At 59.2% G+C, this 13,678-nt stretch carries 13 protein-coding genes; 8 read left to right on the top strand and 5 right to left on the bottom strand.

From position 1 onward, the window contains the following. The 3 genes from CIK76_RS18700 to CIK76_RS18690 all read left to right on the top strand — a co-directional run. On the top strand, positions 1–180 hold a 180-nt coding region (locus tag CIK76_RS18700; protein ID WP_141393631.1), incomplete at its 5' end, for an LPXTG cell wall anchor domain-containing protein. Positions 181–283: 103 nt separating this feature from the next. Beyond that, complete coding sequence (locus CIK76_RS18695; protein ID WP_141393630.1) at positions 284–1,057, top strand: DUF5819 family protein; 774 nt, start codon at positions 284–286, stop codon at positions 1,055–1,057. Further along, on the top strand, positions 1,048–2,121 hold the full coding sequence (locus CIK76_RS18690; RefSeq protein ID WP_096289300.1) for an HTTM domain-containing protein: 1,074 nt from the start codon (positions 1,048–1,050) through the stop codon (positions 2,119–2,121). Before CIK76_RS18695 ends, CIK76_RS18690 begins: the two co-directional genes overlap by 10 nt. A gap of 90 nt (positions 2,122–2,211) precedes the next feature. On the opposite strand, the gene CIK76_RS18685 is transcribed toward CIK76_RS18690, so the two are convergent. Both CIK76_RS18685 and CIK76_RS18680 read right to left on the bottom strand, forming a co-directional pair. Continuing rightward, entirely contained in the window at positions 2,212–3,594 is a 1,383-nt protein-coding gene (locus CIK76_RS18685; RefSeq protein WP_096289298.1) for an NAD-dependent succinate-semialdehyde dehydrogenase, read from the bottom strand. A 270-nt stretch (positions 3,595–3,864) separates the two neighbouring features. Further along, positions 3,865–4,926 carry an aldo/keto reductase gene (locus CIK76_RS18680; RefSeq protein ID WP_096289296.1) on the bottom strand — a complete coding sequence of 354 codons (1,062 nt, stop codon included), beginning with the start codon at positions 4,924–4,926 and terminating at the stop codon, positions 3,865–3,867. A gap of 257 nt (positions 4,927–5,183) precedes the next feature. On the opposite strand from CIK76_RS18680, the gene CIK76_RS18675 reads away from it, so the two are divergent. Further along, positions 5,184–6,758, top strand: coding sequence for a hypothetical protein (locus tag CIK76_RS18675; RefSeq protein WP_176484321.1), 1,575 nt, complete (start codon positions 5,184–5,186; stop codon positions 6,756–6,758). A 170-nt stretch (positions 6,759–6,928) separates the two neighbouring features. Here CIK76_RS18675 and CIK76_RS19520 read toward each other — a convergent pair whose 3' ends face one another. Then, positions 6,929–7,072 (bottom strand): hypothetical protein, encoded by a 144-nt coding sequence (locus CIK76_RS19520; RefSeq protein ID WP_176484320.1) that lies wholly within the window; start codon positions 7,070–7,072, stop codon positions 6,929–6,931. 166 nt (positions 7,073–7,238) lie between these two features. Between CIK76_RS19520 and CIK76_RS18670 the strand changes: the two genes are divergently transcribed. Both CIK76_RS18670 and hrpB read left to right on the top strand, forming a co-directional pair. Continuing rightward, a complete protein-coding gene (locus CIK76_RS18670; RefSeq protein ID WP_255248549.1) occupies positions 7,239–8,030 on the top strand; it encodes an alpha/beta hydrolase in 792 nt (263 codons plus the stop codon). Next, positions 8,027–10,582: an ATP-dependent helicase HrpB gene (gene hrpB / locus CIK76_RS18665; protein ID WP_096289292.1), complete on the top strand. Its 2,556-nt coding sequence runs from the start codon at positions 8,027–8,029 to the stop codon at positions 10,580–10,582. The genes CIK76_RS18670 and hrpB overlap by 4 nt, the downstream gene beginning before the upstream one ends. 75 nt (positions 10,583–10,657) lie before the next feature. Here the strand turns inward: hrpB and CIK76_RS18660 are convergent, their stop codons facing one another. Next, positions 10,658–11,890, bottom strand: coding sequence for an acyl-CoA dehydrogenase family protein (locus tag CIK76_RS18660; RefSeq protein ID WP_096289290.1), 1,233 nt, complete (start codon positions 11,888–11,890; stop codon positions 10,658–10,660). Positions 11,891–11,973: 83 nt separating this feature from the next. Then, on the bottom strand, positions 11,974–12,660 hold the full coding sequence (locus CIK76_RS18655; RefSeq protein ID WP_176484319.1) for a TetR family transcriptional regulator: 687 nt from the start codon (positions 12,658–12,660) through the stop codon (positions 11,974–11,976). A gap of 150 nt (positions 12,661–12,810) precedes the next feature. On the opposite strand from CIK76_RS18655, the gene CIK76_RS18650 reads away from it, so the two are divergent. Both CIK76_RS18650 and CIK76_RS18645 read left to right on the top strand, forming a co-directional pair. Then, the gene (locus tag CIK76_RS18650; RefSeq protein ID WP_096289286.1) at positions 12,811–13,242 is read left to right on the top strand and encodes a hypothetical protein; all 432 of its coding nucleotides are present in this window, start codon (positions 12,811–12,813) and stop codon (positions 13,240–13,242) included. Positions 13,243–13,344: 102 nt separating this feature from the next. Further along, complete coding sequence (locus CIK76_RS18645; protein WP_096289284.1) at positions 13,345–13,584, top strand: hypothetical protein; 240 nt, start codon at positions 13,345–13,347, stop codon at positions 13,582–13,584. Positions 13,585–13,678: the final 94 nt, after the last annotated feature.

Genomic DNA, 13,678 nt, shown 5'->3' with positions numbered 1-13,678 from the left:
TCGGATAACGCTGACGCGAATTCCGGTGATAATGACGGAACGCAGAAGGATAAGCAGTCCAATAAGGACCGTCTTGCAGATACCGGAACCAACGGTTCACTGCTGATCGGTGCGGGGGCACTGTTGCTTCTGATGCTTGGTGCTGGAGCTACATTGCTAGCTCGTAAGCGCAAAGCCTAAAGCAGTAGTTATTTAGTCCAGAAATAGGAAGGGGCATCCACGGATGCCCCTTCCATTTCGCATTAAGAATTTCATCAGGTATGAAATTTATAGGAAGGTCCGAATGGGAGAGAATAATCAGATGAGGCAACAAAGAACGAAGCCAAAAGTAGCTACACTGATGGTTCTCCTTTTGGCTGGAATCGCCGCCCTTGGCCATATTGGGGCAACCATGGCATTCACCGGACCTTCAACTCCTATCAAGACCTCGTTGCAACCTGAACTTAATAGGTATTTCCTTGGGCCCTTAGATCAAGGATGGAGCCTCTTTGCACCTGGTCCGTACTCGCAGGATGAATACTTCACGTTCCGTGCGTGTCTTTCTAGCATGGATGTTTGTGCCGGAGGGCAGTCAAAGGGTGCAGAATTTACTGAATGGCGTAACGTGACTGCTGAAGAAATGGCCAAACGAGCAGGCAATATGTTTGCTGATCGGGAAACTAAGCAATCTAAAGTGATTCATGGTCGTTTGTGGGGCGCTACATCAGATTTGAGCAGCGACGCACGCTCTGAAATTGCGAAGCCGTTCATCCAGGGAACCCCCGTTTTCGGGGTGGATCTTAGTTCTCCGGAAGCTATGGATAAATATTCTACGTCGGAGCTATCAAACCTTCGCGCTTATAAGCGACTTGAAGACACAGCGGTTGGATTTGCATCTTTGTACGCCATCGAACAATGGGGTGGGGCCGCCATCGTTGAAATCAAACTGCGACGAGAACCAGTCACATCATTCGCGCAACGGCATAATCTTGATGCAGAAAGCACCCCCATAGAGACCAATATTGGATGGCGTGATACAAAAGAATTTAGCGAAGCGGCGGTAGCGGCATGGAAATGAAATTAGATCAGAAAAATGATCCGTCCATTCGAAGCTGGATTTCTAGAAACAAGAGTTTGCCTGCGGATTCGTTTGCGTGGGTCTATCGTTGGTTCGTCAACGAACGCCATGGTGCATATGGGTTAGCCGTAATGAGAATGGCTTCTGGGCTCATCATTCTGGGATGGTTGTTGATTAATGCACCTATCGCAGTCAAGATTTGGGGTCCTGGCTCGGAATACCTTGAACCTTATCGAGCTGTTCTGGGGTACAACTGGCCACTTGATATCCTTCGTGACGCTGGCCTTGGGTTCTTTGTCAGCTGGTATGTCGTCGCAATCCTCTTGGCTGTTGCATTCACAATCGGCTGGAAGACACGGATAATCACACCCCTGTTCTTCATTTTCTACACCGCTATTAATGCGCAAAACACGCCGATATCCGACGGTGGAAATTATTTCATTCGTATCATGCTGATCTACCTGATTTTTGCGGATCTTTCGAAACATTGGTCGTTCGACGCGTGGTTGAAAAAGCGCAAGGGTAAAGCGAACCGTGAGTTCGAAATAGTAACGGTACTCCACAACATTGCGTTGTGCCTCATAGTTGCTCAGCTATGCATTGTGTACCTCGAAGCTGGCCTCTACAAGGTGCAGGGAAACCTGTGGCAGAACGGCACAGCCATGTATTATCCGATCAGTTCCGAGGCCTATGGTGTATTCCCATGGATGAGTGAGTTGCTATCCTCCAACTCATGGATCGTTGCACTGATCACGTACGTTACGGTCATTGCGCAAATAGCATTCCCATTCATGCTCTTCCATAGGATCAGCCGAAGAATTGCTCTGATTACAATTCTGGGCATGCATATCGGAATTGCTGTGGTTATGGGACTACCATTTTTCTCCGGAATCATGGCTTCCGCAGATGCCGTCCTAGTTTCGGGCGCGACTTGGATCACCATTCAGGCTTGGTTGGCAGGATGTTGGAGGAAGGTCATTCGTCCGCGCAATCGAGATGCAGTCATAAACGAACCGGAAGATTTGAAGACCGAATCGAAGGACGAAATTTCAGCATCCGTGTAGAAAATTAAAAAGATAAACTTGAGGGTGGGCTTCCGATCGGAAGCGCACCCTCAAATTTATCTGCAGTACGGGTCTAGAATCCGTAACTCATTATTCGCCGATGTAGAACAGGCGCTTGTTCACAAATTCTTCCATGCCCAGCGGCCCGAGTTCGCGGCCGAAGCCCGAACGCTTCACGCCACCAAAGGGCATTTCTGCACCCTCGGCAGCTGCAATGTTGACGTTCGCCATTCCGGACTGCAGCCCCATAGCGACCTTCGCGGCGCGGGCCTCGTCGGTGGAGTGCACCGAACCGCCTAGGCCGTAGATGGTGTCGTTGGCGAGCTCCAGCGCTTCGTCATCGCTGCTGACCTTGTACACCACGGCTACCGGGCCGAAGAGCTCTTCATAGTAGGCGCGCATGTCCTTGGTGACACCGCTGAGTACCGCGGGGGAGTAGTAGGCGGTTGGGCCCTCGTGCAGCACGCCGCCGGCGTGCAAAGTGGCGCCCTTGGCTACCGCGTCCTGCACCTGGGCGTCAAGGTCTTCGGCGGCCTTGCGCGAGGAGAGCGGGGCGAAGGTGCCTTCAAGTTCGGCCAGCGGGTCACCCGGGGTGAGCCCGTCGGCGCGCTTGGTCAGTTCGGCGACGAAGCCGTCAAAGATATCGTCCATGACGATCATGCGCTTATTCGAGTTGCAGGCCTGGCCGGTGTTGTCGATGCGGAAACCCCATGCGGTTTCGGCGATGCCGGCAACGTCATCGGCGTCAAGAACGACGAACGGATCCGAGCCGCCCAGTTCCAGCACGGCTTTCTTCAGATTGCGTCCGGCCTGCTCGCCAATGATTGCGCCTGCGCGTTCGGAGCCGGTCAGCGAGACACCCTGAATGCGCGGGTCGGCGATGATCGTGGAGATCTGGTCATGGGTGGCGAAGACGTTGTTGTAGACGCCGGTGGGCACCCCTGCCTCGTCCATGATTTCTTGGAGGGCCAGTGCCGAACGCGGGCAGGACTCGGCGTGCTTGAGCACGATGGTGTTGCCCAGCATCAGGTTTGGGGCGGCGAAGCGGGCCACCTGGTAGAGCGGGAAGTTCCACGGCATGATGCCAAGCAGCGGGCCCACTGGACGGCGCTGGACGACTGCCCGGCCTCCGGAGAAGGACTTGATCTCCTGGTCTGCGGCCAAAGTTGGACCTTCGGTTGCGAAGTATTCGAAGATCTCCTTGCAGTATTCTGCCTCGCCCACGGCTTCGGACAGCGGCTTTCCCATTTCAATGGTCATGATCTTGCCAAGTTCATCTGCGCGATCGGCGAAGAGCTGTGCGACCCGGTTGACGATCTTCGCGCGTTCGTTGATGTCGACGTTCTGCCACGATTCAAAGGCTGATTGCGCCGCGGTGAGCGCCTGCTCGACCTGCTCGTCTGTAGCCGCCGGGAATTCTTCAACGATCTGACCGGTCGCTGGGTTAAGTACCTTGTAGGTCGGGGCGCTCATGATGCTCCTGTCTAGTCTGAGTTGAGGTCTGGCGCGGGTACGTGGATTCCACGATACGCACCACGTCCGTAAAATGAATGTGAATCACTTCACGAAGCGTCTTATTCGAGCATATCCTCAGTTCAAAAATTCAGCCACACGCAGATCCGTTGGAACGTCTGGAATTTATGACTGATTCCTCGCGAATGTCTCCTATTCGCCGAGCAATGCAAAACACCCACAATACGTTTGAAGAAAGCGTCTTGTGGGTGTTTTGGCCGAACGCAAGAGTTAGCTGATTGCGGAGTTCTTCCACCAGTCGATTCCTGCGTCGCCCTGGGCGATCTCGGAAATCTCCTTGAGCTCGGACTCGGTGAACTGAAGGTTGTTCAACGCGCCAAGGTTCTCATCGAGCTGCTTGGTAGAGGACGCTCCGATCAGCACCGAGGTGGCCGCGCCCTCGCGCAGCAGCCAGGCCAAGGACATCTGCGCCAACGACTGGCCGCGGCGCTGCGCGATGTCGTTGAGCTTGTGGATCTTGGTCAGGTTCTCATCGGTCAGCTGGGCTTCGAGGGAGCGGCGCCCGCCCTGGCGCTGCACTTCGGTGCCGTTGAGGTACTTATCCGTCAGCAGACCCTGTGCAAGCGGAGTGAAAGCGATGGCTCCCATGTCTTCCTTTTCCAAGGTAGCCAGCAGGCCATGCTCAACCCAAGGGTTCAAGATGTTGTAGGACGGCTGGTGGATTACCAGCGGGGTGCCCAGCTCGACTGCGATCGCTTTGGCCTGCGCGGTGCGTTCGGCCGAGTAGGAGGAGATGCCCACATAGCTGGCTTTGCCCTGGCGCACCAGGGTATCGAGCGCGCCGATGGTTTCCTCCAGCGGAGTCTTCGGATCGTAGCGGTGCGAATAGAAGATATCCACGTAGTCCAAGTTCATTGCCTTCAGCGAAGCTTCTGCCGACGCCAGCAAATACTTGCGTGAACCGTAGGTGCCGAAAGGCCCGGCCCACATCTCGTAACCGGCCTTCGAGGAGATGATCAGCTCATCGCGGTACGGCATGAAATCCTTGCGCATCATGCGCCCAAAGTTTTCTTCCGCCGAGCCGGCCGGTGGGCCGTAGTTATTGGCCAGGTCGAAGTGGTTGATGCCATGGTCAAACGCGTGGCGTAGGACTTCGCGCTGGGTTGCGAAGGGGCGGTTGTCGCCGAAGTTCCACCACAGGCCCAAAGAAAGGGGAGGCAGCACGAGGCCGGAATCACCGACGCGACGGTAGCCGAAGTTCTCATAGCGGCTGGCTGCTGCGACGTAGGGGCGGTGGCTGTCTGGATGCGGATTAACGAGTTCGTACTCCACGTAGAACCTTCCTGTAGAAAGACCTGTTGCTATCTGTGCACAACTCTATGGCAGAATTGCCGGTTCATCACCGATTTAAGGGCCACGAATAAAAGCGAACCCGAGTTCCGGGGGAGGGGCAGCCGAAAACTGCAGAGCATTTATTGGCATGCGCCGCGGATTTTTGCGCGGCGCAGAAGAAGTCACGTCAGCGGAGAATAAGCGAGCCCGCGATAGGGTGAAGTTTGGATATGCTGCAAATAACTGTGAGGACCTTCGTGATTTCCAAAGCGACAAAATCCCTTGCCGCCATGTTGATCTGCGGCCTGTTGGCCGGCTGTTCGTCGGGCGGGTCGGGGCAGAATCCGCAAGAGCCCAACGCCTCAAATTCGGCGGTAGCTTCTCCGCCCAAGCCCACACCCGAGCCGTTGCCGGAGTTCGCGCAGGAGTTCAATAAGCGTTCCGCTGGCAAGGCGGCCACCCTCACGGTGGGAGCCTCGAATCTAGGCACCAGCCTGAGCGATGACAATATCGGTGTGTCCTTCGAGGCAACCGAACTCAGCGACCCGCGCTGGGACCCCGCTGCGGGCAACCTCGATGAAATGCTCATCGGGTTGGGGCAGCCCGGATTGCGCTTCGGCGGCAATGTCCTGGATCGGGAGATGTTCTGGACCTCCACCGGTGAAAAAGCTCCCAAGGGCAAGACCCTGGTTACTCCACAAGACCTTGAACGCGTGATGAAAACCGTCGAGAAGATCGACGCGAAGGTGACCATCGGCATCCCCCTTGGCACCTACGACCCGAAGCGCGGGGCCGATATGGCCAAGTACGCAGTAGAGATTTTCGGTGATCACCTGGTGGGAATCTCCATTGGCAACGAACCCAACGGGTATACCAATGATGCCCGCCCGGGACTTCAGATACGCGAACCTTCCCAGTGGAATGAGAAGAAGTTTGTCACCCAGGTGCGCGCCTATGCCAAGGAAATTGACCAGGAGACCGGACCCGAGGTTCCGCTCGTTGGTCCCGGAGTCTTCGACGGTTCGTGGATGAGCGCATTCCTCGACGCAAAACTGCCCAACACCACCGCGCTGACCCAGCATTACTACGCGACCTACGATTGTTCCTCGGATAATATTCCCGGCCGCGGCCCAGAGTGGCAGAACCTCTTGGACCCGGTGGTGAGCAATAGCGCCAAGAAGATGATTGGCATCGGTTTGGAAAAGGCCGAAGCGAAGAAGCTGCCGCTGTGGGTGGAAGAGACCGGTTCAACCAGCTGCCCGGGCACAAACAACACCTCCCGCACGCACGCGAGCGCGCTGTGGACGGTGGACCATATCTTTGACACCGCAAGCATGGGCGTAGAGCGCATGAACATGCACTCGATGCTCGGAGCCTGCCGCGGAGGCGCACCGATGTCTGTGGTTTGCTCCGCAGAAGGCACCGGGGAACTGGGTGCAGGGCAGGTGCTGGCCCAGCCGAACTATCTTGCCATGCGCTTGGCGCGTTTGAGCATCGGTAGCCAGTTCATGAAAACGACGCTCTCCGGAGACAAAAACCTCCAGGGCTACGCGGTCAAGGCGAAAAACGGCCGAGTGCTGGTCACCGTCGTCAATAAGAACGATGCGGCGAAAAATTCGAAGAACCCGGTCACGGTGAACGTTCCTCAGGGATACAAGGCCACCCGGGCGGCACAGATCCATGCCCCAGGCAACGGTGAGATTGAAGCCACCGAGCTGACGGCCATAGCGCCATTCGCCGCCAAGGGCAGTGGCGTGACTAAGAATGCGGCAGGAAAGCTGCAGCTGGATGTGGCGGCAAGCAGCGCCACCACCATCGAGTTCACCAAGTAGCGGGGCAGCTGATTAAAATGAAGAACCGATCCGCGGGTTCAAGGAGGTAACGTCCGCGCGGACCGGTTCTTCTAATTCACTCGCACCCTTGAGAAGGTAATAACCACTCTAGGAGGGGAAACTTACCGCCAGCTGGGTGCCAAGTTAACGCTTCCTAGGATTTAGCGTGCCTAGTAGTTTGATGGTGGGTCGGAGGCAGGGAATGATTCGTCTTCCCATTCCTCCACCATCTCCTCGTCATGATCGTGCTTCACGTGAGCTTTGGCTTGTTCTTGAGTCTCGGCGCCGACTTCTTCGTCTGGATGGTTGCTCATGATGCTCCTTCCCTCGCAGGTCTAGGTGTCTGGGCGGTCAAACCGCCGACCACATACCTTCAGTGTCATACTTTTGCCGGTCAATGTCGATAGAAAACCGGCAACGCCGCCCGCACCGCGCGGCCGTAAATTGCCCGCTGGCCCCCAACAGGATTTAATCGCTAGTATGCCAATGATCAATAACCCCGCAGATAATTCCGAGATCTTCTTTGATGACGACGGTGCCGCGGGCGAGCCGATTCTTTTCCTGCACGGGTCGGCGCTATCCCGCTCGATCTGGCGCGGGCTGGGATACACCAAGGCGCTGGGCTCAAACCGCCGCACCATTCGCATGGACCTGCGCGGCCATGGCAAATCGGTGAAATCCCACCGGGCCGCCGATTACACCATGGAGAAAATCGCCGGCGACATCCATGCGGTGCTCGATCATCTAGGTATTGCCGCCGCACATATCATCGGCTATTCCTTTGGCGCCCGCAGCGGGCTGCAGGTGGCGATGCAGAGCCCCGAACGCGTGCTGTCCTTAACCATGCTCGGTGGCACCTTCGAGATCACCGACGGGGAAATCGGCAAGCTCTTCTTCCCCGGCTACCTCGACGTGCTGCGCCAGGGAGACATCGAAGGGTTTGTGACCGGTCAGGAAACCAGAGGACGGCTGGATCCGGCGACCAGGTTTGCGTTCCTTTCCAATGATCCGCTGGCCTTGGCCGCCTACTATGAGGCAGCGGAAACGGTGCAGAATATCGCGCTGAACCAGCTGGCTGAGATCAAGGTTCCCACCTTGCTGCTTATCGGCACGCGCGACCAGCCGCGCTTCGACCAGAACAAGATCATGGCTCGCGCCATGCCCAACGCCCGCATGGTGGCTCTGGCCGGGCGGACCCACGGCAGCACGCTCTACCCCATCGAACCGGTGGTGAGTGCGATCGAAAATTTCTGGACGGCACCGCGAGCATGAGCCGGGCAGCCTTCAACCTGGAACGCATCGCCGCGGGGTTGGCCTTCGGTCCCAGCCGCGCGGAACTGCACGCCGCGCTGTGTGCCCATCCAAACCAGCCGCTGGTGATTCAAGCGCCACCGGGCTCGGGCAAAACCACCATCGTTCCACCGACTGTGGCTGAAGCGCTGGCGGTGAAAGGACTCACCGGAAAGATTATCGTCACCCAGCCACGCCGGGTGGCGGCACGTGCCGCGGCCCGACGCCTGGCCCAGCTCGATGGTTCGGCCCTGGGAGACCGGGTAGGTTTCGCGGTACGCGGGGAACGCCAAAGCTCCGCGAACACCCAGATTGAATTCGTCACCGCCGGCCTGATGCTCCGCCGGCTGCTAGGGGACCCCGACCTGGCGGGGGTCAGCGCGGTCATCATCGATGAGGTCCACGAACGGTCCATCGACACGGACCTCTTGCTGGCCATGGTCAACCAGGTCAGCGAACTGCGTGAGGATCTCAGCCTGATCGTCATGAGCGCCACCCTGCAAGCCCGAGAGCTGTCGCAGCTGCTGGCCCGGCAGACCCCGGCCCCGGTGCTCACCGCCAACACCGCGCAATTCGAGGTGGCCGAGCTCTTCGACAGCTTTTCCGGTAGGCGCAACTCCGAGCGCGGGTTGAGCGACGAGTACCTGCGCCATGTCGCTCAGGTGGCGGTGAAGCATTCGCGCCAGCAAAACCACGGTACCAAGGCAACGGTAGATACCTTGGTCTTCGTTCCCGGAGCACGCGAGGTTGACCGGGTCTGTGCCCAGATCGGGGCCTCGGGCATCCAAGCCTTTGCACTGCATTCGCAGATCCCCACCAAGGCCCAAGACGAGGTGCTCAGCGAGCCTTCGGCTGCACAGGGACCGCGAATTATCGTTTCCACCTCGATCGCCGAATCCTCGCTGACCGTACCGTGTGTCCACCTGGTGATCGATGCCGGCTATGCGCGCGAACCACGCAGGGACGCGGCACGTGGCTTTGGCGGCCTGGTGACGGTTGTCGCCAGCCGTGCCGCGGCCACGCAGCGTGCCGGCCGTGCCGGGCGGCTCGGGGCAGGAACCGTGGTGCGCACCCTTGATCCCAAGTCCTTCGCGGCCGCACCGGCTCATTCGGCCCCCGAGATGCAGACCGGAGACCTGGTGCAGGCCGCGCTTTCTCTGGCCGCTTGGGGTACCCCGCGCGGTGAAGGGCTCGCCCTGTGGGAGGAGCCGCCGCCGGGCACGATGCGCACCGACGAAGAGGTGCTGCGCAGCTTGGACGCGGTGGACGAGCAAGGAAAAATCACCGCCCTGGGCGAACGGATGGTGAAGATCCCGGCCGACCCGCGCACCGCACGCGCATTGCTGGCCGGGGCCGAGCATTTCGGCTCGCGTCCCACCGCGGAAGCTGTCGCTCTGTTGGCGAGCACCGAACGCATCGACAACGCCGATCTGAACGAGCTGCTGAGCTCCATTCGCCGGCCTTCGCATCCGGGACACCGGGCCTGGGTGCAAGAGGCCAAGCGCCTTGAACGCCTCGCCGAGCAGGTTCCGGCCGTGGATCCTGACGGTGCGCTCGCCGGAGTCTGCGCCTTGGCCTACCCGCACTGGGTGGCACGAAAGGTCCAGGACAATGACTACCTGCTGGCCTCGGGCACACGCGCTTCGCTGCCGGGCGGAAGCCATCTGGCCCATTATGAATTCTTGGCCATCACCGAGGTCACCCGGGCCGGGACCAGCACCGGAGCGGTGATCCGCCGCGCCGCGGGTATCGAGTGGGAACAAGTGCTCGGCCTGCTGGGCCACCTGCACCGGATCACGGAGAGCGCGAAACTGGTGGACGGGAAAATTTCGGCACGCAAAGTTGAGTCCTTCGGTGCCATCGAGCTTTCCGCCCACCCGATCAAGGCCACCAAGGAACTCGGCCGGCAGGCGGCGGCAACGGCATTGCGCGAGCAGTCGCTGGCGCTCTTTGGCGAGCAGCCGGCCTTTGAAGCGCTGCGGCGCCGGATGGCTGTGGCCTACCGATTGTTGGGTGCGCCTTTTGTGCCGGTAGATGAGCCGACGCTGGTGCAGACGGCGCAGCAGTGGCTGGCCTCCGGCCTGGAGCAGATCGCCGCGGGGAAGCCCGCGGGGAAGGTCGACCTCGTCGGCGCGTTGCGCACCCTGTTGCCGTGGCAGCATGCGCACGAATTCGACTCGTTGGTGCCCGAGCGTTTGCAGGTCCCGTCCGGATCGCGGATTCGCATTGGCTATCCGCCGGTGGATGAAGGCGGTCCGGCGGTGGTGGCGGTCAAGCTGCAGGAGTGCTTCGGGCTTAGCGAATCCCCGCGGCTGGTGCGCGGGATGCTTCCGGTGCAGTTCCATCTGCTTTCACCGGCTGGCAGTCCGCTTGCGGTGACCGAGGATCTCATCTCTTTCTTCAACGGACCCTACGCGCAGGTACGCGCCGAAATGCGCGGCAAGTATCCGCGGCATCCCTGGCCCGAAGACCCGTGGGAACATCAGGCGACGGCCTACACCAAAAATCGTCTGCGCCGGGAAAGCTCAAAATAGCAGCAATAACCTCGTTGGCCGGCACCGCTGATGCGGTGCCGGCCAACGAGGTTCTCGTATTTTCGGGATCGCGGGTTAGGCGAAGGCCGAAATGCCGGTGATGTTGCGGCCCATCAGCAGCGCCTGCACGGTTTCGGTGCCTTCATAGGTGTGGATGGCCTCGATGTCGGCAAAATGGCGGGCCACGCGGTTGCTGGTCAGGATGCCGTTGCCACCGAGCAGGTCGCGTGCATTCGACGCGATCTGGCGCGCGGTACGCGTGGCGGTGTACTTGGCCAGCGAGGCCTGCGGACCGGTCAGTTCGCCGCGGGCCTCGCGTTTCGCGGACTGCACTGCGAGCAATTGGATGGTCGCCAGTTCGGACTGCATCCGAGCCAAGCGTTCCTGCACGATCTGGCTAGCTGCCAGGGGGCGGCCGAATTGGATTCGCTGCTTGGCGTAGAGCACCGCGGATTCGTAGCAGGCGGTGGCATGGCCCACGGCCGACCAGGCGACCCCCAGCCGGGTGGCGAACAGCACCCGTGCGGTGTCCTTGAAGCTGTGCGAATCCTCAAGCACCTCAGCGTCGGCCACGAAGACGTTGTCCAAGCGGATATGCGCCTGCCAGATGGCGCGTAGCGAGAGCTTGTGCTTGATGGTCGTTGCGCTGTACCCCGCGGTCTGTTGATCGACCAGGAAGCCGCGGACGTTGCCCTCGTCGTCGCGAGCCCAGATAACGGTGATGCCGCCGATGGAGCCGTTGCCAATCCACTTCTTCTCACCGTTGAGCACATAGCCGCCCGCAACCCGATGCGCGCGGGTTTCCAAGCCAACCGAGTCCGAGCCGTGGGTTGGCTCGGTCAGTGCGAAAGAGCCGGGAAGCTCCCCGGCGAGCATCGGCAGGCCGTATTTGGCTTTCTGCTCCGGGCTGCCGCAGTACATGATCGAGCGCAGCGCCAGCCCGCCCTGGACGCCCACGATGGTGGCCACCGAGCCATCCCCACGGGCCATTTCCAGATTGATCAGTCCGGCGGCCATGGGGCTCATGGAAGGCAGCCCGTCCACGTCCAGGCCATCGCGCAGCAGGCCGTAATCGCCGAGCTTCTTGATCAGATGCACCGGGTAGTCTGCCTTGTCCCAGTATTCGTGGATGTCGTCCTTGACCTCTTCGAGGATGAACTTGCGGGCCCTAGCACGCCATTCGGCGTCGGCCGGATCGACCTCGGCCAGCACTCCGGTGGGGTCGATATCTACCCCGTCTGCCCAGAGGTCGTACTCGGGCTCCACAACACCGGTGGGAAACTCGAATTCGGTGTGCTGCTGGGTCATTTGGGTGCGCTCCTTAGCGGAAGGTCAAAAACTATTCTTCAACCAGCCTAATGGAACGCAGTGTCATGTCAAGAAACTAGGTGTCACTGCTTGTGTTCACGCAGGGCTTTGGCCACCGCATCAAGCACGGTCTGCTCATCGCTGCCTTCGTCGAGCACCGACACCACCACCCGAGGTGACCTGGCCGAGGACTTCGGAGCATTGCCCGGATCGAGCAAGTCGGCGAAGCGGTCCAGGAATAAACGCACATCCCCGGCCAGGCGCTCCCTGTCGGTGGCCGAAGGGTCGCGCAGCCACAACCGCAGGTGGTCATTGTGGATGGCGACCAATCCGGCACTGATGCCCAGGCAGAGGGCTCGGTGCGGGGCGCTGGCGGCAAGCTCCCGGGCGGAAAGGAAATCGTAGAAGGCCCGCTCATAGCGATGGGTGGAAACTAGTTCGCGTTCCCGCAGCGAGGGCACCGAAGACAGCAGGCGGTGGCGCAACTGCGCCGCTTCGGGATTCATGGTGTACTGGTCGAAGACCACATGCGCCGCATCGATCAGCGTTTGGGTTGCGTTGACCGAAGAGGCCGCGAGGGTCGTTTTGATGTGGGTGATGATCATTTCCTGATCCGCGAACACCATGTTTTCCTTGGAGCCGAAACGGCGGAAGAACGTGGAGCGCGACATTCCGGCGGTCGCCGCGAGCTCGTCGACACTTGTCGTGTCGAACCCTTGGGTGATGAGGAGGTCCAGGGCTGCTGAAGGTACGGCGGATGAAGAGATCATGATTCTTGAATTTAGCATGTTTCCACTTTTCAGCTCCGGCTCACGGGACTAAATGATTGTGATCATTCCCCGGGGTGACTACGCTGAGGTCTAAGGCCACTCATTTCAGGAGTGTGGCCGCAAAACAACTTGGAAGAGAAGTGAGGGCCCATGGGAATCTCTATCGCAAACGCCGCTCTACGTTTGGTCAGTGGCGCATTCATTCTCAACAGCGGAATCAACAAGCTGCGCATCGATGAGGCTAGCGCCGCCGGACTGCAGCAGCTTGCCTCCAACGGCATTCCTCAGCTGGGCGAGTTGGAGCCTGCAGCATTCGGCAAGGCGGTCTCGGTATCCGAAATCGCGCTGGGCAGCGCCTTGCTGTTGCCCATCATTCCCTCGCGCCTGGCCGGCATGGGTCTCGGGGCCTTCTCGGGTGTTCTGCTGTCTTCCTACCTGCGTACTCCGGGAATGACCGAATCCGATGGCATTCGCCCAACGAGCGACGGTACGGCCCTGGCGAAGGATGTCTGGCTTGCCGGCATCGCCGTGGCCTTGATCTTTGGCCGCCGCGCAGTCAAGCAGGCCAAGAAAAAGAAGTAGTACTCTCAAGCTATTGAGCAGAGCATTGGGTTCGACGTAAGTTTGACTTAGGGTTGCAGGTTTTCAGTAGTCACTATCAAGTTCCTAACAAGAGGAGAACCCATGGGTTTCTTGGATAACGCAAAAAAGAAGCTGGGCGAAGCAGTCGAAAACGTCAAGGAATTTGCTGGTGATGCATCCGAGAACGTCAAGGAATTCGCTGGTGATGCATCCGAGAACGTCAAAGAGTTTGCTGCCGACGCCACGGAGAATGTGAAGGACCTCGCTGCCGACGCGCAGGAAAAGATTGGCGAGACGGTCGAGAAAGCCAAGGGCGAAGATAAGCCGGACCAGTCCGCATAAGTTTCCTCAGGACCTGAAACAGGTGTGGCTCCGCGTAAAAAATGCGGAGTCGCACCTGTTTTTATTGCCTTGGATGGCTAGCCCGGGTATTTCA

Origin of the sequence: Glutamicibacter sp. BW80, from assembly GCF_002332385.1 — a bacterium.
In the GTDB taxonomy this organism is placed as follows: domain Bacteria; phylum Actinomycetota; class Actinomycetes; order Actinomycetales; family Micrococcaceae; genus Glutamicibacter.
Note: the sequence above shows the minus strand (reverse complement) of the source record. Positions and strands in the feature narration are given on the sequence as shown.